The sequence below is a fragment of the Luteibacter sp. genome (genome assembly GCF_009912395.1).
GTDB lineage: Bacteria > Pseudomonadota > Gammaproteobacteria > Xanthomonadales > Rhodanobacteraceae > Luteibacter.
This window is the reverse complement of the sequence record NZ_WNDO01000029.1, coordinates 25119-44322: the sequence shown is the minus strand read 5'-3', so window position 1 is coordinate 44322 and position 19204 is coordinate 25119. Positions and strand designations below refer to the sequence as shown.

Sequence of the window (19204 nt, the reverse complement as noted above, 5' to 3'; positions counted from 1 at the left end):
CATGAGTGATTTTTCACGCTGGAAGTACGCGCTGGTCGTGATCGTGCTGCTGTTCGGCATCGTCTACGCGTTGCCGAACGCCTTCTCGCCGCAGCCGGCGGTGCAGATCTCGGGTAACCGCGGCGCGGCGGTCGACGCCACGCTGAAGAGCAAGGTGCAGGCGCTGCTCGATACCGCCAAGGTGCCGGCGGCCACGATCGACATCGATGACAAGGCCGGCCGCATGCTCGCCCGTTTCGGCAGCACCGACGCGCAGTCCAAGGCGTCGGACGCACTGCGCACGGGTCTGGGTGACGACTACACGGTGGCGCTGAACCAGGCCTCGACCGTGCCGGCGTGGCTGCGGGCGATCAACGCCAACTCGATGCCGCTTGGCCTCGATCTGCAGGGCGGCGTGCACTTCCTGATGGAGGTCGACCAGAACGCCGTCATCGACACCCAGGAAAATCGGTACACCGACGACATCCGCGCGCTGCTGCGCGAGAAGAAGGTCAACTACGACTCGGTCACCCGCAACGCGCGCGGCCAGGGCGTCAACCTCGTGCTGCGCACGGACGCCGATCGCCAGCAGGCGGTGACCGCCATCGGCGCCGACTACCCGGACCTCCAGGTGGCCGACGGCTCGTCCAGCGGCAACCGCTACGTGCTCAACGCCACGGTCAAGCCGGCCAAGCTGCGCGAGCTGGCCCAGGCCACCATCGCGCAGAACGTGACCACGCTGCGCCAGCGCGTGAACGCGCTGGGCGTGTCCGAGCCGCTGATCCAGCAGCAGGGCGCCAACCAGATCGTCGTCGACCTGGCGGGCGTGCAGGACACCGCCGAAGCCAAGAAGATCATCGGCGCCACGGCGACGCTGCAGTACCGCGCAGGTCTCTACACGCCGCAGCAGGCGCTCGACGCCGCCCGTTCGGGCAACATCCCGCCGGACGCCAAGCTGTACTGGGATCGCGACCACCAGCGTCCGTACCTGCTCAGCAAGTCGATCATCGCCACCGGTGACGAGCTGATCGACGCCCAGTCCGGTCGCGACCAGCAGAACGGCTCGCCGAACGTGAGCGTCACGCTCAACAGCGCCGGCGCACGCAAGATGCAGGACTTCACCAACAACAACGTCGGCAAGCCGATGGCGGTGCTCTACATCACGCGCACGGTCGACACCAAGGTGGTCGACGGCAAGGAAGTGAAGACGCCGAAGATCACCGAGGAAGTCGTCAACTACGCCAACATCAGCAGCCCGTTCGGCAAGAAGTTCCAGACCAACGGCCTGCCGTCGGACTCGGAAGCCTCGGAGCTGGCCCTGCTGCTGCGCGGCGGTTCGCTGGCAGCACCGGTCGACATCGTCAGCGAAAGCGTGATCGGTCCCAGCCTGGGCGCCGACAACATCGACAAGGGCTTCAAGGCGGTGATGCTCGGCCTGGGCCTCGTGCTCGTCGCCGCGGCCATCTACTACAAGCTCTTCGGCCTCGTTGCCGACATCGCCCTGTTCTTCAACCTCGTGCTGCTCGTGGCGGTGATGTCGCTGATCCACGTGACGCTTACGATGCCTGGCATCGCCGGTATCGTGCTGACGCTGGGTATGGCGATCGACGCCAACGTGCTCATCTGCGAACGCATACGAGAGGAACTGCGCAACGGCTCCTCGCCGCTGGCGGCGATTCGTACGGGTTACGACAAGGCCTGGGCAACGATTCTCGACGCCAACGTCACCCATCTTCTCGCGGCGCTCGGCCTGATGACCATGGGCTCCGGCCCGATCAAGGGCTTCGGCGTCACGCTGTTCATCGGTATCCTCACCTCGATGTTCACGTCGGTGACGGTGACCCATGCCATCACGGCGCTGATCCACGGCGGCCGCAAGCTCAAGACCCTGTCGGTCTGACGGGAGGGACGCCATGGAAATCTTCAACCACAACGCCAATTTCAACTTCCTCGGCCTTCGCCGCTTCTCCATCGGCCTGGCCGTCCTGCTGATGGTGGCCTCCGTGGCGCTGATCGGCGTGCGCGGCTTCAACTACGGCCAGGACTTCGTCGGCGGCGTCGCCGTCTCGGTGGACTTCACCAACCCCGTCGACACCAACGATGTGCGTACTGCCCTGGAAACGGGTGGTCTGGAAAATCCGCTCGTGCAGGCGGTGGGCGGTAACCGCGAGGTCACCGTGCGCCTTCAGCCGAAGGACGACAGCAAGCAGGCCGGTACCTCCGAGAAGGGTGACGAAGTCGCTTCGAAGGTGGCTGCCGACGTGCTCGCCGCGATCAAGGTGGCTCGTCCCGACGCATCCATGAAGAGCTACTCCTTCGTTGGCCCGCAGGTCGGTGAGGAGCTGCGCAGCGACGGTATCGTCGCCGTGATCTTCGTGATCGTCGGCATCATGGGTTACCTCTGGATCCGCTTCGAGAAGCGCTTCGCCATCGCGGCGCTCGCCACCGAAATCCACGACGTGCTCGTGACCCTGGGCATCTTCGCCCTGACCCAGCGCGAGTTCGACCTGACGGTGCTCGCCTCGGTGCTCGCCGTGGTCGGTTACTCGATCAACGACAAGGTGGTGGTGTTCGACCGCGTCCGCGAACTGTTCCGTTCCAGCCGCAACGCCACGCCGGAAGAAGTGCTGAACCGCTCCATCAACAGCACGCTGTCGCGAACCATCATCACCTCGCTGTTCACGGGTATCACGATGGCCGCGCTGTTCTTCATCGGTGGTCCGGTGGTGCATGGCTTCGCCATCACCATGCTGATCGGTATCCTGGTCGGTACGCTGTCGTCGATCTTCGTCGCCAGCCCGATCCTTCTGTGGCTCGGCGTGTCCAAGCAGGACCTCATGCCGCGTACCAAGGAAGATCCGGAACTGGAGCGCCGCCCGTAAGGCGACGTGTCCATACGGACAAAGAAAAACCCGCCGATGGCGGGTTTTTCTTTGTGGTCACAACCCCGTCCCTGAGATTCAGTGGTCGTCGCTTTCCTCGAGGGCGCCCTCGGCGTCGTTGGCCAGTGTGACCACGACGTAGGCGGATCCGACGAGTGACGCGCACAACCAGGCGTATACCATCTGGATCGCTGTGCGAGAGACCGCGGCGGCCACCCTGGGCGCGAGCGCAAGGCCGAGGAGGCCTACAATCGCGAGCACGGCGGCGGCGGCCCACGCCAGGCGCCGGGATGGCGACGTGGTGGTGGTGACGTTCATGCGTATGTACTGCCCCTGTTTCTGCGGTGTCGCGCCGCCGTGAATTCGGTGTGACGGCGCTTGATGTAGGAAATACCCTACAAGAACTTGCTGGGCAAGTGCCCATAACCTGAACAATGTCCTTGACCCATAAGATGTTCCATGCAAGACATGGCACAAATCCCCGCCCTGATTGATGTTTACTTTTGTGAAGGTTCGTACCGATGGCTGAGCGCCAATTTCCAGGCTTCATCCTCCGCACCCTCGTGGTGAAGGAAGGCAGCCGTTTCACCACCTTGATCTCGTCCCATCCTGAGGGGCGCGGTTTTCCCAGTTACTTCGCGGTTTGTGAGAACCGTAGCTTTCGCGACGAAGGCGTCGCCGCCGAGGCGGTCGAGAAAGCGCTGGGGCTCGTACTCGGCGTGGAGGAAGACGGCACGCCCGTGTTCGCCGAGGGCGAGACGGGCTTCGACGACGACCGTCCGGGCGAATCGGCCGAGACAACACACGACGCGGACTGAGTCTCGGCCTTAGTGGCGATGCACGTGGTGGTGAGGAGGCATGGCGTCCTCGATGGCCCGGAGCAGGCTTTGCCTGTCGTACGGCTTGGGCAGGAAGGGCGCCAAGTCGCCCAGCCGGTCGGCGGCATGATACGCATCGCCGGACACCACCACGCAGCGGACGGGGTTGCCCTGCCGGCGTAGCTCGCGCACCAGTTCGATGCCGTCCATATCGCCCGGCATGTTCACATCGGTGAGCACGAGCAGGATATCGCGGTGCAATCCCAGTTCGACGAGCGCCTCCCGGGCGCTCATCGCCTTGAACACGTCGTAGCCTGCCGTCTCGAGGACGAAACTTGTGATGTCGAGCACATTGCGATCGTCTTCGACGACCAGTACGGGTCCCTTGGTGGCCATGCCGGCTCCATGCGGAAGCTTCGCTCGCACTGTCCACTTTCGCTTGTCGGGATGGCGTGAGAACCATGGCTTGACAGGCGACCACCCGGCGGAGCGTCATAGAGGTGTTCAGGGGGATGACGAAGCACGGGCGAGCCATGAGCGAAGGGGATGGGCGGTACCGACAATTCGTCGAGGCTTCGGCCGATTGCATGAAGGAACTGGACCGAAACGGCACGATCCGTTTCGTCGCAGGCCTGGGATGTGCGGCGTTGGCGCCGGACGGACCCGACCAGTTGGTGGGGCGGCGATGGGTCGATCTGTGGCCGGCGGAAGCCAGGGACATGGTCGCGCGCGCCCTGGACAGGGCGGCTACCGGTGAGCGGGTCGATTTCGTCAGCCCCCGCGACACGGCGGCCGGTGTGTCGCGCTGGTGGGAGGTCATGGTGGCGCCCGTCGTCGCCGATGACACCCTGGATCATTTCATCGTCATCAGCCGTGACGTGACCGAACGGGTACAGCTGCAGACGGCGCTGGAGTCGATCAACGAACTGCTTCAGGACCGGCTCAACGAGTCGATGGCGCGCTCGCTCAGTGCCTCCAGTCGTTACGGCACGCTGCTCCAACGCTTCGAATCCGAACACGGTGCCCGCGAGGACGCCGAGAGCCGGCTGGCTGGCATCCGCGAGCAACTGGACATGGCCCATCGCGCCCGCGACCTGGCGGAAGCCGCCGCTCTGCAGGCACAGAAGCAACAGGCCATCGGCCAGCTGGTGAGCGGTGTCGCCCACGATTTCAACAACATGCTGCAGACGGTGATCGTCAGCCTTTCCGGACTGGAGGACGAAACCGCCGACCTGACCTCGCGCCAGCGCCGGATGCTGGCTTATGCGATGGACGGTGCCCGTCACGCGACGGCGCTTACCCGACGCCTGTTGGCCTTCGCCAGGAACCAGCCCGAGCGGGCCGAGCCGGTCGACCTGGGGGAGCTGGTGAGCAACTTTGCCGACTTCGCACGCCACGGCATGGGAGGGCGCGTCGGCATCGATGTGTCGCGGCCGTCAGGCGCCCTGCCGGTCTGGGCGGATCGCCACGCCTTGGAACAGGCGCTGATGAATGTCTGCCTCAACGCCCGCGATGCGATGGGCAACACGGGTGATATCCGCATCGAGATCGGCGAACGGCCAGCATTGCCGCCGCATGAACTTTCCCTGCGTGAGCCAGGCAGCGGCGGCACGCAGGTCTACGTGAGCATCGCCGACACGGGCGGCGGCATGCCGGAGGAAGTCAGGCAGCGTTTGTTCGAGCCCTACTTCACCACGAAGGAGGGCGGTTCCGGCCTTGGTCTGGCCCAGGTCTACGGCACCATGGCGCGAGCGGGCGGCGGTGTCGAAATAGAGAGCGAGGCGGGAATCGGTACGCGAATTCGGCTCGTCTTTCCGCGTTATCCGGGACCGCTCACACTTCCGGAGTGATTCGTGACAAATCGTGATGGAATTCCTCAATTTGGCGGGCAACCAGCCGATAAGGGAGACGACTGGGAGGAAGTGAAGTCATGTTGGTCATTATCGGTTCGATCGTCGTCCTGGTCTCGGTGCTGGGCGGTTATGTTCTTTCACACGGCACCATCGGCGCGCTGTGGCAGCCCTATGAGCTGTTGATCATCTTCGGCGCGGCCGTGGGTGCGTTCATCAGCGCCAATTCGATGGACATCGTGAAGCGTTCCGCGAGCGAGGGCATCGCCCTGCTCAAGGGCCCCAAGTACCGCAAGCAGGACTACGTGGACCTGCTCTCGCTGCTCTATGACATCTTCACCAAGATGCGCAAGGAAGGGCAGCTGGGCATGGAGGCGCATATCGAGGATCCGGCGAACAGCACGCTGTTCTCCGCCTATCCGCGTCTGGTCGCGGAGCATCACCTCATCGACTTCATCACCGACTGCCTGCGCCTGATCGTGGGCGGCAGCATGGATCCGCACGAACTTGAGCAACTGCTCGAGGTGGAGCTGGAAACCCATCATCACGAGGCCCTGGCGCCCGCGCTCGCCGTGCAGAAGATGGCCGATGCCTTGCCGGGCTTCGGTATCGTCGCCGCGGTGCTGGGCATCGTCATCACGATGCAATCCATCGAGGGCGATACGGCAGCCATCGGCCAGCATATCGCGGGCGCCCTGGTCGGTACCTTCCTGGGCATCCTGCTTTCCTACGGCTTCATCGGGCCGCTCTCGGCGGCGATGGAGTCGCGCGTCACCACCGACGGCAAGGCCTTTGAGTGCGTGAAGGTGGCCCTGATGGCCAACCTGCGCGGCTACAACCCCATGGTCGCCGTGGAATTCGCCCGCAAGTCGCTGAACTCGAGCACGCGCCCGAGCTTCCAGGACCTCGAGGCCCACCTGAAGGCCGCGCGGTAAGTCGCCATGAGCGAGTTGAAGCAGGTCATCATCGTCCGTCGACGTCGCAAGGGTGGCCATGGCCACCATGGCGGCGCATGGAAGGTCGCCTACGCCGACTTCGTCACCGCCATGATGGCCTTCTTCCTGGTCATGTGGCTGGTGGGTGCGGGTACGAAACAGCAGCGTGCGGCGGTGTCCGAGTACTTCAAGAATCCCAGCATGGCCCAGGGCCAATCGACCATGGCGCCGTCGGGCAAGATGGGGCCGGGCGGCGCGAGCACCAGCATGATCAAGCTTGGTGGTGCGATGGACCTGCCGAAGGGCCCGGGCGACCAGCAAGCCTTCGCCAAGCCCTCCGATACCGAGGTGGATCGCCTGGCGAAGGAAAAGGAAAAGAAGCGCCTCGAACAGCTGATGAAGGACTTGCAGGACGCGATCGCGAATAGCCCCGCCATGGCGCCGTACAAGGATCAACTGCTGCTGGATATCACGTCCGAAGGACTGCGTATCCAGATCGTGGACAAGCAGAACCGGCCGATGTTCGACACGGGCAGCGGTGCGCTGAAAACGTATACCGTGCAGATCCTTCACGAACTGGCCGGCTTCATCAACCAGGTGCCGAACCAGATCAGCATATCGGGCCATACCGACAATGCCCCCTATGTGCGCGCAGACAGTGCATACGGCAACTGGGAGCTTTCCGCTGATCGCGCGAACGCGGCACGACGCACTCTGGTGGATGGGGGCATGCAGCCCGCCAAGGTGGCGCGTGTCGTGGGTCTTGCGGCCTCGGTGCCGTTCGACAAGAACGACCCTTCGTCGGCGATCAACCGTCGTATCAGCATCGTAGTGATGACGCAGCAGGCCGCGAAGGCGGCGTTGTCCCCCGAAGTCGCGGGAGAACCCACGACGTCGCCGGCGCCGACGCCTCATGTCTCGGAGCAGGCGCATCCGGAAGGCGCTGCACCCACCGCCACGGCCGCTCCGGTCGGTGCGGCGGCGGTGTCGATCGGGATGGCGCGCAACGGCTGAGTTGCATGCCCGCATGAAATGGACGGCCATTCATGCACTTGCTTCACACCTGCCGTCTTGGCCCCGCAACAGGGGCCACTTGCAACGGTCATCTTCCCGCGTCAGTATCGGTTGCCTGGGGGAGGAAAACCGCAGTGGAAAATCATAGTAAGTTTCGCGTAGTGGCCAAGGCCGTGAAGCATCACGATTCTGATGGCGTGCTGTTCTACCGATCGAGCTACCGGATCCTCGATCACATCGGTGAAGAAATCGACGCCGCCGATGGCACGCAAGACTATTCGGACGTCACCAGCGCCTATAACGAAGCGTTCGAACTCGGTCGCGAGCGATTGCGAACCTTGGCGTCAGAATCCATCCAGTAGCGCACCATCAACGCTGACGCGTCACATCGCGTAACTCGTCGAGCTGAGCAGGTGTGCCGACGTTGCGCCAGAAACCGGTGTATTTCTCGCCTGTGAGACGCCCCTGAGCGATCGCGCGACGATAAAGCGGACCGAGCTGGAACTTGCCTGGTGCTTCGCTGGACACCAGTTCGCGTCGATACACGCCGATGTTGCCGAAGGTGAGGCGCTCCGCGTCCGGTGGCGCATCGCTATCGTGAAGGCGATCTCCACATAGCGAGAAATCGCCCTTGGGATGGAATTTGGGATTGGGCACCATCACCAGGTGCGCCAGTTCCAATGGCTCGGCGGGTAGCGTGGCGTAATCGAAGTCGCTCCAGATATCCGCGCTCACCACGATGAACGGCTTGTCGCCGAGCAGTGGAAGCGCCTTGAGCATGCCACCGCCGGTTTCCAGCGGTTCGGGTCCTTCGTAGGAATAATGGATGCGCACGCCCCACTGCGATCCGTCGCCGAGCGCTTCCGGAAAACGATCCGCGAGATGAGCGGTGTTCACCACGATGGTGTTCACGCCGATGGCGGCGAGCTTCTCGATGTGATGCGCGATCAGCGGTTTGCCGTGCACAAGCAGCAGCGGTTTCGGCGTCGTATCGGTGAGGGGACGCATGCGTTCGCCACGGCCTGCCGCGAGGATCAGTGCATGCCTCATGCGTGGTTTGCCACGCGGATGTCGCGGTCGCCTATCTTCGCTTCGATCAGGTCGGCGAGTTTCGCGGTGTCCGCATGACGACGTGCGGTGTCTAGCACGTAGCGAAGCACCAGGGGAAGGTCGTCGAGATAACGACTCTTGCCGTCGCGATAGCAAAGTCGACAAAACAGGCCGAGGATCTTGATATGGCGTTGCAGGCCTGTCAGGTCGAACCAGCGACGGAAACGATCGGCATCCACGGTGTCGTCGATCAGGTGGGCATCGAGCAGACGCAGGCGGTATGCCTCGACCCAGCCTTCCACGCGCTCGTTGTCCCACACGATATAGGCGTCGCGCAGCAAGGAGGCGAGATCGTAGGTGATCGGCCCCGACATGGCGCCCTGGAAATCGATGACGCCGGGTGAGCGTTCCGCGGTCACCAGCAAGTTACGGCTGTGGTAATCGCGGTGCATGAACGCGCGCGGCTGCTCCGCGATGGCGTGCATGATTGCCGTGAAAGCGTTCTCGATCACATCCCACTCGCCGCAGGCGAGGGATACGCCAAGATGCTTCTCCAGCAGCCACGTCGGCATCAGCTCCATTTCCATGGTCTGCCAGGCGTGATCGAAGGCGGGGAGCCCTTCCGTGCCTACGTGCGACTGCATGCGCAGCAACGCGTCCAATGCGTCGCCGTAAAGCTGGTTCACCGAGTGTTCGTTCAGCTCGGGCAGGTAGGTACGCGTACCCAGGTCCTCGATCAGGAGGAAGCCCTGTTCAAGGTCGGCGACCATGACGGTGGGTGTGTGCAGGCCGGCCTCGTGCAGGCGCTTGCCGATATCGATCCACGGCGCGGGATTTTCCCGATCCGGTGGCGAATCCATCACGATGACCGGCTGGCCGTCGACGTACCCCCGCCAGTAGCTGCGGAAACTGGCGTCCTCCGAGGCGGATTCCAGCACCAGGGAGGGCAGGCCGGTGGCGTGGCGAGCCCAGTCGAGGCGTGCGGCAGAACGGTCGGTGAGGGTCATTCGGCGGATCGTGGTGGCTGCGAACGGCGAGCTTAGAGGGTTTGACGGCCCTGGCGATAGCCAGCAGGGGGCGCAGTGGTACTACGGCGGGGCTCCGGCGTGTACGCTTCGTTTCTTTTGGACGACCTGGGCGCCACATGGCTCTTACCCCTGATCCGCGGATCGGCATCGTCGGTCTCGGTTACGTCGGCCTGCCTTTGGCCGTCGAGTTCGGCAAGTATTTCGACACCTTGGGCTTCGACATCGACCCGGCCCGGCTTGCCGAGCTGTCCGAAGGCCACGATCACACCCGGGAAGTCGACGGTGTCGCCCTCGCCGCCGCGTCTCGCCTGCGCTACAGCGGCAATCTGGCCGACCTGGCAGCCTGCAACGTCTACATCGTGACGGTGCCGACCCCCATCGACGAAGCCCAGCGGCCCGACCTTTCTCCGCTGGAGGGGGCCTGCCGCATGCTTGGCGGACTGCTCAAGCGGGGCGACCTGGTCATCTTCGAGTCCACGGTCTATCCGGGCACCACGGAAGAGGTGTGCGTGCCGATCCTGGAAAGTGGGTCGGGGCTGGTCTTCAACGTCGATTTCCATTGCGGCTATAGCCCGGAACGCATCAACCCGGGCGATCACGCCCGCCGCGTGGTGGATATCCGCAAGCTGACCTCGGGCTCCACGCCGGATGCCGCCGAGCGCGTCGATGCCCTGTACCGCACGATCATCCGCGCCGGCACCCACAAGACCTCATCCGTGCGCATCGCCGAGGCCGCCAAGGTCATCGAGAACGTGCAGCGCGACGTCAACATCGCCCTGGTCAACGAACTGGCGCTGATCTTCAACCGATTGGGTATCGATACCGGCGAAGTGCTGGAGGCGGCAGGTACGAAGTGGAACTTCCTGCCGTTCCGGCCCGGCCTGGTCGGCGGCCATTGCATCGGCGTCGATCCGTACTACCTGACGCACAAGGCGGAAGTCACCGGCTATCACCCGGAACTGATCCTGGCCGCACGACGGATCAATAGCCGCATGGGCACCTACGTGGCGGATCGCGTCATCCGCCTCATGAGCGAGCGTCGCCTGCACATCGTCGACGCGCGCGTGCTCGTGCTCGGCTTTGCTTTCAAGGAAAACTGCCCTGACCTGCGCAATACGCGTGTGATCGATATTGTTCGCGAACTGCGCCAATCGATGGCGCATGTCGATGTCTACGATCCATGGGTCGACGTTGAGGAGTGCGAGCGCGAGTACGACGTGCACCCGGTCGCGACGATCGACGAAGGTGCCTACGACGCTGTGATCGTCGCCGTGGCCCACGACGAATTTCGCGCCTTCGGACCGGAGAAGATCCGCGCGTTCGGCAAACCGGGCGCTGTGCTTTACGACGTGAAGTCGGTCTTGCCGCAAGACACGGTAGACGGTCGGTTGTAGCGGATCGCATCCTCGCGATCCTATGTACCTGTAGGAGCGCGCTTGCGCGCGATCCGCGTAGCGGCCAGGTTGCCGCTGCCGCGGATCGCGCGCAAGCGCGCTCCTACAGGCGTGTGTTAATACCGGCGCAAAAAAAAGACCCGGCCTTTCAGCCGGGTCGATCTGGGAAAGTGGCTCCGTGCGATGGGAGATTCGCACGGAGCCGATACAGTTGTAGTTATCAGAGGTCGTAACGCACCGCAAAGCGGAAGTAACGCGGCGTCGAGAACGTGATCGGACGCATGTACGTCACGACCGGTGCGCCCGCCGAGCTTTCGCCCACTTCGATCACGCTGGTCTTGCGCTGCTGCGTGAACACGTTGAACACGTCGATGTTGAAGCCGAGTTTGTGGTCGGCGAAGGCCGGCCGCCATTCGGCACCGATGTTCAGCTGTTCCGTCCACGGCAGGCGACCGCGCGAACCACGCGGGCTGATCTTGCCGTCGCAGTAGAAGTACGCGGCACCGTAACGGATCGGATCGCCCGGGGCGACGCCGATGCAGTTCACCGGACGACCCGATGCGACGACCAGGTTGGCGCTGAACAGCCATTCCGGGGTCATCTGGTAGTAGCCGTACGCCTTGAACTGGTGCTTGCGATCGTTCGGCAGCGGGCCGTTCGAACCGACCATGATTTCCGGAGCATCCCAATCCTGGGTCACCGACGGATCGCGCTGGCCGATGTCGGACTTCAGCATGCCTTCGGAGTTGCCGTAGCTACGCGAGAACACGTAGTCGAACTTCGCGTACCACTTGTGGCTGAACTGGTGCTCGGCGTAGAGGTTCAGGGCGTAGTACTGACGCTTCAGTTCCGGGAAGCCGATACCGTTGTTGGTGAAGTCCTGCTTGGTGAGCGTGACATCGCGGAAGTTGCCCTTGCCATCCATGTCCACCTGGAACGTGTTGCTCTTGCCCGGGTTGAACAGATAGCAGCCCGAGATGGTGGCCTTGCTCATGTCGACGCCATTGCGCTTGCCCCAGTTGCTGAACGGGCGCGAGTCGCAGAAGTCGTCGATGGAGCTCTTCAGCTTGCGGTACGTGGCCTTGGCGCCCACGGTCCACTCGTTGTCCAGCATCTTGTCGAAGCCCAGGATGTATTCATCCTGGTAGTAGGCGCCCATGCCCTTGGCCGCGATGGTGCGCGGGTCCGGCTGGGTGCCGTCGTGACCGTTCGACGGGCGCTCAATGCCGTTTGGCTTGAAGCCGATCGGCTCGCCGGTGACCGGATCGATGCTGTCGAAGGTGCCGTACTGGCGCAGGTAGTAGGAGCCCGATGCGGCGCGCACGGCCACGTTGGACGGGATGGCCAGGTGGTAGCGGCCGGCGTTGCCGTAGACCTTCAGCGACGAGTCGCCGAAGACGTCCCAGGTGATGCCCAGGCGCGGTGCCAACTGGTGGCGCTGCTTCACGTAGACATCGCCGTTGCCGTTGATGTTCTTGAACTGCTCGTTACGCAGGCCGATGTAGGCCAGCCAGCGATCGTTGATCTGCCAGTGGTCTTCGATGAACTGCGCTTCCTGCACCGTCTTCACGTTCGACGCGGCGTAGTAGTACGTGCGCTGGACGAACTTGGTGGTGCCCTGCGGGAACAGGACGTCGGGGTAACCGCTGATCGTCCGGATGATGTTGCCGTTCTTGTCCTTGCCGAGGTCGCCGTAGGTCCAGTAGTAGCTACCGCCCTTGCCACGACCCGACTCGGGACCCTCGTAGTAGTTGCCTGCGAAGGACTCCAGCGTCTGGTTGTCGAGACCGGCGCGGATGTCGTGGTCGCCCAGGCGGTATTCGACGTCGAGACGCCAGCCGTGGGTCTTGTCCTTGGCACCCGGGGCGAGCATCTGGCCCTGCAGGTAGCAGTTCGGCGGGAAGATCGTCTTGCCGTTCTGGGTGTAGTTGCCGCTGATCAGCGGGCAGTTGCCACCCACGCTGCTGGTGCTCTGCACGTGATCGGAGGTGGTGCGGCCGTACAGCGCGTTCACCGTCAGGTTGTCGGTGAGGTAGCCGGTGTACTTGCCGATGTAGACGTCACCGCCCGGGGTGGCGCCGGCGACACCGTAGTTCTTGGTGCTGATGGAACCGCGATACGCGCCACGCTGGCCCGTCGCATAGCTGTAGCCGTAGATCTGGTCCTTCTCGGTCGTCTTGTCGCTGAAGCCGGTGAGTTCCAGCAGGTGGTTGTCCGTGATGTTCCAGTCGATCTTGGCGAGCCAGCGGCTGGTCTTCGTCACCCAGTTCATGTCGGTCGCGGCGGCGGTGGAGCCGCGCGTGAAGCCGTCCGTCTTGATGAAGTCGCCGGTGGCGTAGAGGAACAGCTTGTCCTTGATCAGCGGGCCGCTGACGTAGGCCGAGTACTCGGTGGCCGTGCTCTTGTTCTTGTGGCGATCCTGGTAGAACGAACCGTTGACCAGGTAGATGTCGCGCGGGGTGTCGCGCAGGCCGCTCGGGGTGTAGACGATCTGGCCGCCGGCCTTCCAGGTGTTGCCGCCGCGCTTGGTGATCATGTTGACCACGCCGCCGGTGGAGCGACCGTACTCGGCGCCGTAGCCACCGGTGTAGATCTGCTGCTGGTCGATGGCGTCGTAGGGCAGGCTGGTGAGGCCCAGGCCGGTGAGCGCATTGGTCACGGCGTAGCCGTTGACGTAGTACTGGTTTTCCGCTGCCGAGGCGCCGCCGAACGACGCGACGTTGCCGTAACGGCCGTCGCCGCCGACGGCGCCCGGGGCGAGCAGGGCAGCCGAGGTGACGTCGCGGGCGATCGGCAGCTTCTGCAGCTGTTCGGACGTGAGCACGGTGCGCGAGTCGACCGACGAGACGTCGATGGACGGCAGTACGTTGCCGGTGACCTGCACGCCTTCGAGGCTCTGCGCCGACGCGCTGGTGGCGGCTTCGGTGACGAACGAGACATCCACGCCGGTACCGACCTGCACCGTGACGTTCTCACGGGTGCTCACGGTGGTACCGTCGCGCATCACGGAGATCTTGTAGCGACCGATCGGCAGCGACGAGGCGCGGTAGCGGCCCTCGGCGTCGACCGTGATGTCGCGGCTGAGACCGGTGTCGAGGTTTTCCAGGTGCACCGCGGTGCCCTGGTCAGCCGAGACACGGCCGAAGACGACGCCCGAGGCGTTCGACTGCGCGTGCGCGTTGCCCGCCAGGGTCAGCCCGAGGGCGATGGCGAGCGCGGTGGGACGCAGGAAGCTGCGGACGGAAGAGGAGTGAAACATGCAAAAGCCCCTACCGGACCCTGGGTGACAGGGTCCCGATTCATGAACGGATAAGCGGCGTCTATGGGGGAACGCCGCGGGTGATACCTCGTTTTCGTCGTCTGTCGACCTACCCAGCGACAGACGGCGTACGTCAGGTTCTTACCGTTCTAGAGCAACATTTTGCGATTATCAAATTATCGTGAATGTGTTGTGACAGTTATATCTCAGGCATGATTCTGCCGAATATGAATATATTCTCATCGCAAGGACTTGCGATGACTTGCTGCCTTGTAGGAGCGCGCTTGCGCGCGATGGGGGCCGCAGTAAGCCCGAATCGCGCGCAAGCGCGCTCCTACAGGCGCGTATCGTGCCGACGGGCTCAGGAGAGGTTGTAGCCGCGCTCCTCGTGCAGCGCGATATCCAGGCCCACCTGCTCCTGTTCCTCGTCGACGCGCAGCCCGATCGTGAGGTCGACGGCCTTGAGGACGACCCAGCTCACGATGGCGCTGTAGACCACGGTGAAGGTGACGCCCTTGAGCTGAATCCACAGCTGCAGGCCGAGGTCGGTGACGGTTCCGAAGCCGCCCAGGACCGGAGCGGCGAGGGGCCCGGTGAGCAGAGCCCCTACGATGCCGGCTACGGCGTGCACGCCGAACACGTCCAGCGAATCGTCGTAGCCGAAGCGGCGCTTGAGGCGGGTTGCACAGAAGAAGCACACCACGCCCGCGACCAGGCCGAGGACGAGGGCGCCGCCGGGTCCGCAGGTGCCCGCGGCAGGCGTGATGGCGACGAGTCCCGCGACGGCGCCTGAGGCGATGCCCAGCACGCTGGGGCGGCGATGGGTGAGCCATTCCACGGCGGTCCAGCCGATCGCGGCAGCGGCGGTGGCGATCTGCGTCACCAGCATGGCCATCGCCGCACTGCCGTTGGCGGCCACTGCGGATCCGGCGTTGAAGCCGAACCAGCCCAGCCAGAGCATGCTGGCGCCGACCAGCGTGTAGCCGAGGTTGTGCGGCGGCATCGGGGTGTTCGGATAGCCGCGGCGCTTGCCGATGACGAGGCAGCCGACCAGGCCTGCGATGCCCGCGTTGATGTGCACTACGGTGCCGCCAGCGAAATCCAGCACGCCAAGGTCGCCCAGGTAAGAGCCGGGGCCGCCCCAGACCATATGGGCGACAGGCAGGTAGGCGAGGGTGAACCATAGCCCGGTGAACAGCAGCAAGGCCGAGAACTTCATGCGTTCCGCGATCGCACCGACGATGAGGGCCGGCGTGATGATCGCGAAGGTCATCTGGAACATGACGAAGACGGCTTCGGGCACCGTGTTGTAGAGGCTGCCTGGCGTGAGCCCTGCCAGCATGGCGTGCCCGAGCCCGCCGACGAAGGAATGCAGGCCCGTGCTGCCGGCGGCCATGCCCGTGGTGTCGAAGGCCACGGAGTAGCCGTAGACCACCCACAGCACGGTGACCAGCGCCGTGATGGCGAAGCACTGCATCAGCACGGAAAGCAGGTTCTTCGCCCGGACCATGCCGCCGTAGAAAAGCGCGAGGCCGGGGATCGTCATCAGCAGCACGAGCATCGTGGCCGTGAGCATCCACGCGGTGTCGCCGGAATCGAGCGTCGCGGGCGCGGCCAGGGCGATGGAAGGAATCAGGGCGGGAAGGGCGACGAGGAATCTAGAGCGCATCGGCGTCCACCTCCTGGGTGCGGATGCGGATGGCCTGTTCCAGCTCCATCACGAAGATCTTGCCGTCGCCGATCTTGCCGGTGCGCGCGGCCTGGGTGATCGCCTCGATAGCGCGTTCCGCCTGGTCGTCGGTAACGGCGATCTCGATCTTGAGCTTGGGCAGGAAATCGACCACGTATTCCGCACCGCGGTAAAGCTCGGTATGGCCGTGCTGTCGACCGAACCCTTTCACCTCCGTCACCGTCATGCCTTGGACACCGACCTCGGCGAGCGCTTCGCGCACGTCGTCCAGCGTGAATGGCTTGATGATCGCGCTGATCCACTTCATGACCTTGCCTCCCGTGACTGGACTACGGGAGGTTCAGCAGGATGCATGCCAGCATCGCGACGCCTTGTGCGCCGCGACATGGAGATGAGCGGATGGGATGATTTGCACTATATAAGGGCGGTTTCGCGCCCGCTGATGGTGCAATGCGTATCAGTTCGCCGGCTTGCCTGCGCTCGGCTTGCCATCGCCCATGAAGCGCACCAGTACGCGCTGGCCGATGCGCATGGCCTGCCCGTCCGGGTTGTCGAAGACCAGTACGCAGTCCACGGCGCGGGAGTTGGCGCGCACCATCGGATCGTCTTCCAGGGTGCTGGCGCTGAAGACCGAACCGATGCGCAGCACGTGGGCGGCGATGGGTGTCTGGTCGTTGCCGCTGTCGTCCACCACCTGAGCGACCATGCCCGGATGCACGATGCCGACGAAGGACTCGTTGAGTTCGGCGCGGACGATGCGCGACTTCTCGGGCAGCAGCACGAACGCGGTGCCCGACTGCGGGGACACGCTGGCGCCGGGCTGCACGGTGCGGCGGACCACTTCTGCGGCGATCGGCGCACGCAGGCTATGCTGGGCCAGTTCGTAGCGGGCGGAGGCGAGCTTCTGCGTCGCGAGCGCGGCATTGGCGCGGGCGCCTTCCAGTTCGCCTTCCAACTGGGCTGCGCTGGTATGGGCATCGTCGGCGCTCTGGCCGTCACCCGCGCCCGCGGCGGCGGCGTCGCTGAGGCGCTTGGCGTGTTGCTGTGCGGCCTTCAGGCGCCCTTCGAGCGGCTTGATCTGGGCCTGCGCCTGGGCCTGCTCGACCTCGGCGGCGCTGACGGCCAGCTTCGCTGGTTCGGTGTCGAGCGCGGCCAGGAGCTGGCCCTTGCGCACCTTGTCGCCTTCATGGGCGGCCACCTCGGCGACCACACCTTCGCGGGGCATGGTCAGGTTGATCATTCCGCCTTCCACGTCGATGCGGCCGCGGGCCACCGCGGCGTATGCCGGGGCAGGCGTCGCGCTGGCGGCCGTCGGCGCGGCATCGCCATGCGAGCAGGCGGCGAGACCCAGCGCGGCGGCGAGGACGGCGGCGAGCGGAAGGAAGGGGCGGGCGTTCATGGAGCGGTTTCCTCGGTGCCGGGGGTGTCGGTCCCGGTGGTCGGACGCAGGGGGCTCTGCTGGCGACGATCGCTGAGTATGCGTCCGTCTTCCATCGTCAGCACGCGGTCGGCGTGGCTGACCAGTCTCGGGTCGTGGCTGACGCACAGCACGGTGGTGCCGTGATTGCGGGCGATGCGGTGCAGGATATCGATGACGATCTGGCCGTTGGCGGCGTCCAGCGCACTGGTGGGCTCGTCGGCGAACAACAGCTCGGGCTCCTTGGCCAGCGCGCGCGCGATGGCCACGCGCTGCTTCTCGCCGCCGGAGAGTTCGGACGGGCGCAGGCGCATGCGCGGCCCCAGGCCCACCTCTTCCAGCGACTGGGCCGCGCGGCGCTTGGCTTCGCTGGGGGCCAGGCCGAGATAATGCAGCGGAAGCTCCACCTGCTCGACGGCGCTGAGCGCGGGAAACAGGTTGAAGCCCTGGAAGACGAAACCGGTGTGGTGCAGGCGGAAGCGCTCGAGCTTGCGCGTGTCGTAGGTGCAGAGGTCTTCGCCGAGGGCGTGCACGCTGCCCTCATCAGGCGGCTGCAAGCCGCTCAGGATCGCCAGCAGCGTGCTCTTGCCGCAGCCCGACGGCCCCGAGATCAGGGTGAGTTCACCCGTTTCGATATCGATGGACAGGTCGCGCAGCACGCTGCTGCGCACGCGACCGGACACGAAGGACTTGTGGATGCCGCGCGCCTGGAGCGCGATGCCTGACGGGGATGAGGGGCGGGCGTTCATCGCGGTCACCGGAGCAGGGTGGCGGGATCGGCGCGGCGCAGGCTGCGCATGGCCGCGAGGCCCGAAACGATGGCCAGGGCCATGACCAGGGCGAGGCAGGCCAGCGTGGCCACCGGGCTGAGCGCGACGGGCACGCTGTAGTGGCTCGCGACCAGCAGGAATACGGCGCCGAGCGCCATGCTTCCCACCAGGCCGATCGCGCCCACCCAGAACGCCTGTTCCATGACGACGCGTCGCAGGGCGCCGACGCCGACGCCGAGCGCGTTGAGCGTGGCGTACTCGCGCACGGAACCGACCACCGCCGCGACGAGCGTCTGGCTGGTGATCACGGCGCCGACCAGGAAGACGATGCCCGCGAGGAAGAGCACGCCGGCGCCAGCGCCGGTGTCGAGCATCCAGTACATCTGCGAGCGGTGCGCGAAGCTCTTGGCGGTCCAGACGTCGTAGCGACCGAACGACGCCGCACCGCGCAGTCGCCTGGCGATGTCGTGGGCCTGCGACGGGTCGGCCACGCGGGCGACGAAGTAGGTGGTGCGATTGCTGTCCGCGGGAGCCGTGTCGATGCGCCGTGCGGTGTCGAGCGAGGCGACGATGTTGACGCCACCCAGCGCGCGTAGGCCGCTGCTGACGCCCACCACGCGTACGCGATGACCATTGATGGCGGCGACACCGCCGATGCCGACGCCGAGGTTGTCGAGGTCGGCGCGATCCACGATCACCGCGTCCGGTTCCACGAGTCGTGCGCGCAGTTCCGGCGACAGCGCCTTGGAAAACATCATGCCGTCGGGGCGCGTGTCGATGCCGGAGACGAACACGGAGACGCCGCCGGTGTCCTGCGGTCCACGCCAGTCGGAATCGACCCACTGGAACGGCTCGACCTTGGTCACCGCGGGATCCATGCGCAGGCGCATCTCCACGCCGTTGTCGATCGCGCGGCCCAGGTTCACGCTCTGCGTGCCGGGATACCCGACCCACAGGTCGGCGGACGAGCCGGTGATGTAGACACTGGAACTGCCGAAGATGCCGAGCACCAGGGCAGCCTGGAGCAACTGGAGCAGGCCGGCGAACCCCACCGCGAGGATCGCGGGAAGGAAGCGGCGCCATTCGTAGATGAGGGTCTTGCGGGCGAGGGCGACCAT

At 64.9% G+C, this 19204-nt stretch carries 18 protein-coding genes; 8 read left to right on the top strand and 10 right to left on the bottom strand.

Annotation, left to right across the window (positions count from 1 at the left end):
* Window position 1: 1 nt before the first annotated feature.
* Window positions 2-1879 (top strand): protein translocase subunit SecD, encoded by a 1878-nt coding sequence (gene secD / locus GAK28_RS20605; RefSeq protein ID WP_291783911.1) that lies wholly within the window; start codon window positions 2-4, stop codon window positions 1877-1879.
* 13 nt (window positions 1880-1892) lie between these two features.
* Window positions 1893-2861, top strand: coding sequence for a protein translocase subunit SecF (secF, locus tag GAK28_RS20600; protein ID WP_291783908.1), 969 nt, complete (start codon window positions 1893-1895; stop codon window positions 2859-2861).
* Window positions 2862-2939: 78 nt separating this feature from the next.
* Here the strand turns inward: secF and GAK28_RS20595 are convergent, their stop codons facing one another.
* The gene (locus tag GAK28_RS20595) at window positions 2940-3179 is read right to left on the bottom strand and encodes a hypothetical protein (protein ID WP_291783906.1); all 240 of its coding nucleotides are present in this window, start codon (window positions 3177-3179) and stop codon (window positions 2940-2942) included.
* 203 nt (window positions 3180-3382) lie between these two features.
* On the opposite strand from GAK28_RS20595, the gene GAK28_RS20590 reads away from it, so the two are divergent.
* Window positions 3383-3679 carry a hypothetical protein gene (locus GAK28_RS20590; protein ID WP_291783904.1) on the top strand — a complete coding sequence of 99 codons (297 nt, stop codon included), beginning with the start codon at window positions 3383-3385 and terminating at the stop codon, window positions 3677-3679.
* 9 nt (window positions 3680-3688) lie between these two features.
* Here the strand turns inward: GAK28_RS20590 and GAK28_RS20585 are convergent, their stop codons facing one another.
* The gene (locus tag GAK28_RS20585; protein WP_291783903.1) at window positions 3689-4075 is read right to left on the bottom strand and encodes a response regulator; all 387 of its coding nucleotides are present in this window, start codon (window positions 4073-4075) and stop codon (window positions 3689-3691) included.
* A 137-nt stretch (window positions 4076-4212) separates the two neighbouring features.
* On the opposite strand from GAK28_RS20585, the gene GAK28_RS20580 reads away from it, so the two are divergent.
* The 4 genes from GAK28_RS20580 to GAK28_RS20565 all read left to right on the top strand — a co-directional run bounded on the left by GAK28_RS20580 (window position 4213) and on the right by GAK28_RS20565 (window position 7840).
* The gene (locus GAK28_RS20580) at window positions 4213-5529 is read left to right on the top strand and encodes a PAS domain-containing sensor histidine kinase (protein ID WP_291783901.1); all 1317 of its coding nucleotides are present in this window, start codon (window positions 4213-4215) and stop codon (window positions 5527-5529) included.
* Window positions 5530-5609: 80 nt separating this feature from the next.
* The gene (motA, locus tag GAK28_RS20575; RefSeq protein ID WP_291783899.1) at window positions 5610-6464 is read left to right on the top strand and encodes a flagellar motor stator protein MotA; all 855 of its coding nucleotides are present in this window, start codon (window positions 5610-5612) and stop codon (window positions 6462-6464) included.
* A 6-nt stretch (window positions 6465-6470) separates the two neighbouring features.
* Window positions 6471-7478: a flagellar motor protein MotB gene (gene motB / locus GAK28_RS20570; protein WP_291783897.1), complete on the top strand. Its 1008-nt coding sequence runs from the start codon at window positions 6471-6473 to the stop codon at window positions 7476-7478.
* A gap of 134 nt (window positions 7479-7612) precedes the next feature.
* Window positions 7613-7840 (top strand): hypothetical protein, encoded by a 228-nt coding sequence (locus GAK28_RS20565; RefSeq protein WP_291783895.1) that lies wholly within the window; start codon window positions 7613-7615, stop codon window positions 7838-7840.
* 7 nt (window positions 7841-7847) lie between these two features.
* Here the strand turns inward: GAK28_RS20565 and murU are convergent, their stop codons facing one another.
* Window positions 7848-8528, bottom strand: a complete 681-nt coding sequence (gene murU, locus GAK28_RS20560; RefSeq protein ID WP_291783893.1) for an N-acetylmuramate alpha-1-phosphate uridylyltransferase MurU — start codon at window positions 8526-8528, stop codon at window positions 7848-7850.
* Window positions 8525-9535, bottom strand: coding sequence for a phosphotransferase (locus GAK28_RS20555; RefSeq protein ID WP_291783891.1), 1011 nt, complete (start codon window positions 9533-9535; stop codon window positions 8525-8527). Before GAK28_RS20555 ends, murU begins: the two co-directional genes overlap by 4 nt.
* 137 nt (window positions 9536-9672) lie before the next feature.
* Here GAK28_RS20555 and GAK28_RS20550 point away from each other — a divergent pair, with 137 nt between their 5' ends.
* On the top strand, window positions 9673-10950 hold the full coding sequence (locus GAK28_RS20550; protein ID WP_291783889.1) for a nucleotide sugar dehydrogenase: 1278 nt from the start codon (window positions 9673-9675) through the stop codon (window positions 10948-10950).
* A 220-nt stretch (window positions 10951-11170) separates the two neighbouring features.
* Here GAK28_RS20550 and GAK28_RS20545 read toward each other — a convergent pair whose 3' ends face one another.
* From GAK28_RS20545 to GAK28_RS20520, 6 genes are all read right to left on the bottom strand, one after another.
* Window positions 11171-14209: a TonB-dependent receptor gene (locus GAK28_RS20545; protein ID WP_291783887.1), complete on the bottom strand. Its 3039-nt coding sequence runs from the start codon at window positions 14207-14209 to the stop codon at window positions 11171-11173.
* 361 nt (window positions 14210-14570) lie between these two features.
* Window positions 14571-15878 (bottom strand): ammonium transporter, encoded by a 1308-nt coding sequence (locus GAK28_RS20540; protein ID WP_291783886.1) that lies wholly within the window; start codon window positions 15876-15878, stop codon window positions 14571-14573.
* A complete protein-coding gene (locus GAK28_RS20535) occupies window positions 15868-16206 on the bottom strand; it encodes a P-II family nitrogen regulator (RefSeq protein WP_291783883.1) in 339 nt (112 codons plus the stop codon). Before GAK28_RS20535 ends, GAK28_RS20540 begins: the two co-directional genes overlap by 11 nt.
* A 150-nt stretch (window positions 16207-16356) precedes the next feature.
* Window positions 16357-17298 carry an HlyD family efflux transporter periplasmic adaptor subunit gene (locus GAK28_RS20530; protein WP_291783881.1) on the bottom strand — a complete coding sequence of 314 codons (942 nt, stop codon included), beginning with the start codon at window positions 17296-17298 and terminating at the stop codon, window positions 16357-16359.
* On the bottom strand, window positions 17295-18065 hold the full coding sequence (locus GAK28_RS20525; RefSeq protein WP_291783879.1) for an ABC transporter ATP-binding protein: 771 nt from the start codon (window positions 18063-18065) through the stop codon (window positions 17295-17297). Before GAK28_RS20525 ends, GAK28_RS20530 begins: the two co-directional genes overlap by 4 nt.
* Window positions 18066-18070: 5 nt before the next feature.
* On the bottom strand, window positions 18071-19204 hold the full coding sequence (locus tag GAK28_RS20520; RefSeq protein WP_291783877.1) for an ABC transporter permease: 1134 nt from the start codon (window positions 19202-19204) through the stop codon (window positions 18071-18073).

Bases quoted from the DNA above. Each gene is read 5' to 3' on its own strand.
- motA (WP_291783899.1), top strand. From the start codon at position 5,610: ATGTTGGTCATTATCGGTTCGATCGTCGTCCTGGTCTCGGTGCTGGGC.
- GAK28_RS20585 (WP_291783903.1), bottom strand. From the start codon at position 4,075: ATGGCCACCAAGGGACCCGTACTGGTCGTCGAAGACGATCGCAATGTG.
- secF (WP_291783908.1), top strand. From the start codon at position 1,893: ATGGAAATCTTCAACCACAACGCCAATTTCAACTTCCTCGGCCTTCGC.
- GAK28_RS20580 (WP_291783901.1), top strand. From the start codon at position 4,213: ATGAGCGAAGGGGATGGGCGGTACCGACAATTCGTCGAGGCTTCGGCC.
- secD (WP_291783911.1), top strand. From the start codon at position 2: ATGAGTGATTTTTCACGCTGGAAGTACGCGCTGGTCGTGATCGTGCTG.
- GAK28_RS20595 (WP_291783906.1), bottom strand. From the start codon at position 3,179: ATGAACGTCACCACCACCACGTCGCCATCCCGGCGCCTGGCGTGGGCC.
- murU (WP_291783893.1), bottom strand. From the start codon at position 8,528: ATGAGGCATGCACTGATCCTCGCGGCAGGCCGTGGCGAACGCATGCGT.
- GAK28_RS20535 (WP_291783883.1), bottom strand. From the start codon at position 16,206: ATGAAGTGGATCAGCGCGATCATCAAGCCATTCACGCTGGACGACGTG.
- motB (WP_291783897.1), top strand. From the start codon at position 6,471: ATGAGCGAGTTGAAGCAGGTCATCATCGTCCGTCGACGTCGCAAGGGT.
- GAK28_RS20520 (WP_291783877.1), bottom strand. From the start codon at position 19,204: ATGGTCGCCCTCGCCCGCAAGACCCTCATCTACGAATGGCGCCGCTTC.
- GAK28_RS20590 (WP_291783904.1), top strand. From the start codon at position 3,383: ATGGCTGAGCGCCAATTTCCAGGCTTCATCCTCCGCACCCTCGTGGTG.
- GAK28_RS20540 (WP_291783886.1), bottom strand. From the start codon at position 15,878: ATGCGCTCTAGATTCCTCGTCGCCCTTCCCGCCCTGATTCCTTCCATC.
- GAK28_RS20525 (WP_291783879.1), bottom strand. From the start codon at position 18,065: ATGAACGCCCGCCCCTCATCCCCGTCAGGCATCGCGCTCCAGGCGCGC.
- GAK28_RS20530 (WP_291783881.1), bottom strand. From the start codon at position 17,298: ATGAACGCCCGCCCCTTCCTTCCGCTCGCCGCCGTCCTCGCCGCCGCG.
- GAK28_RS20545 (WP_291783887.1), bottom strand. From the start codon at position 14,209: ATGTTTCACTCCTCTTCCGTCCGCAGCTTCCTGCGTCCCACCGCGCTC.
- GAK28_RS20555 (WP_291783891.1), bottom strand. From the start codon at position 9,535: ATGACCCTCACCGACCGTTCTGCCGCACGCCTCGACTGGGCTCGCCAC.
- GAK28_RS20550 (WP_291783889.1), top strand. From the start codon at position 9,673: ATGGCTCTTACCCCTGATCCGCGGATCGGCATCGTCGGTCTCGGTTAC.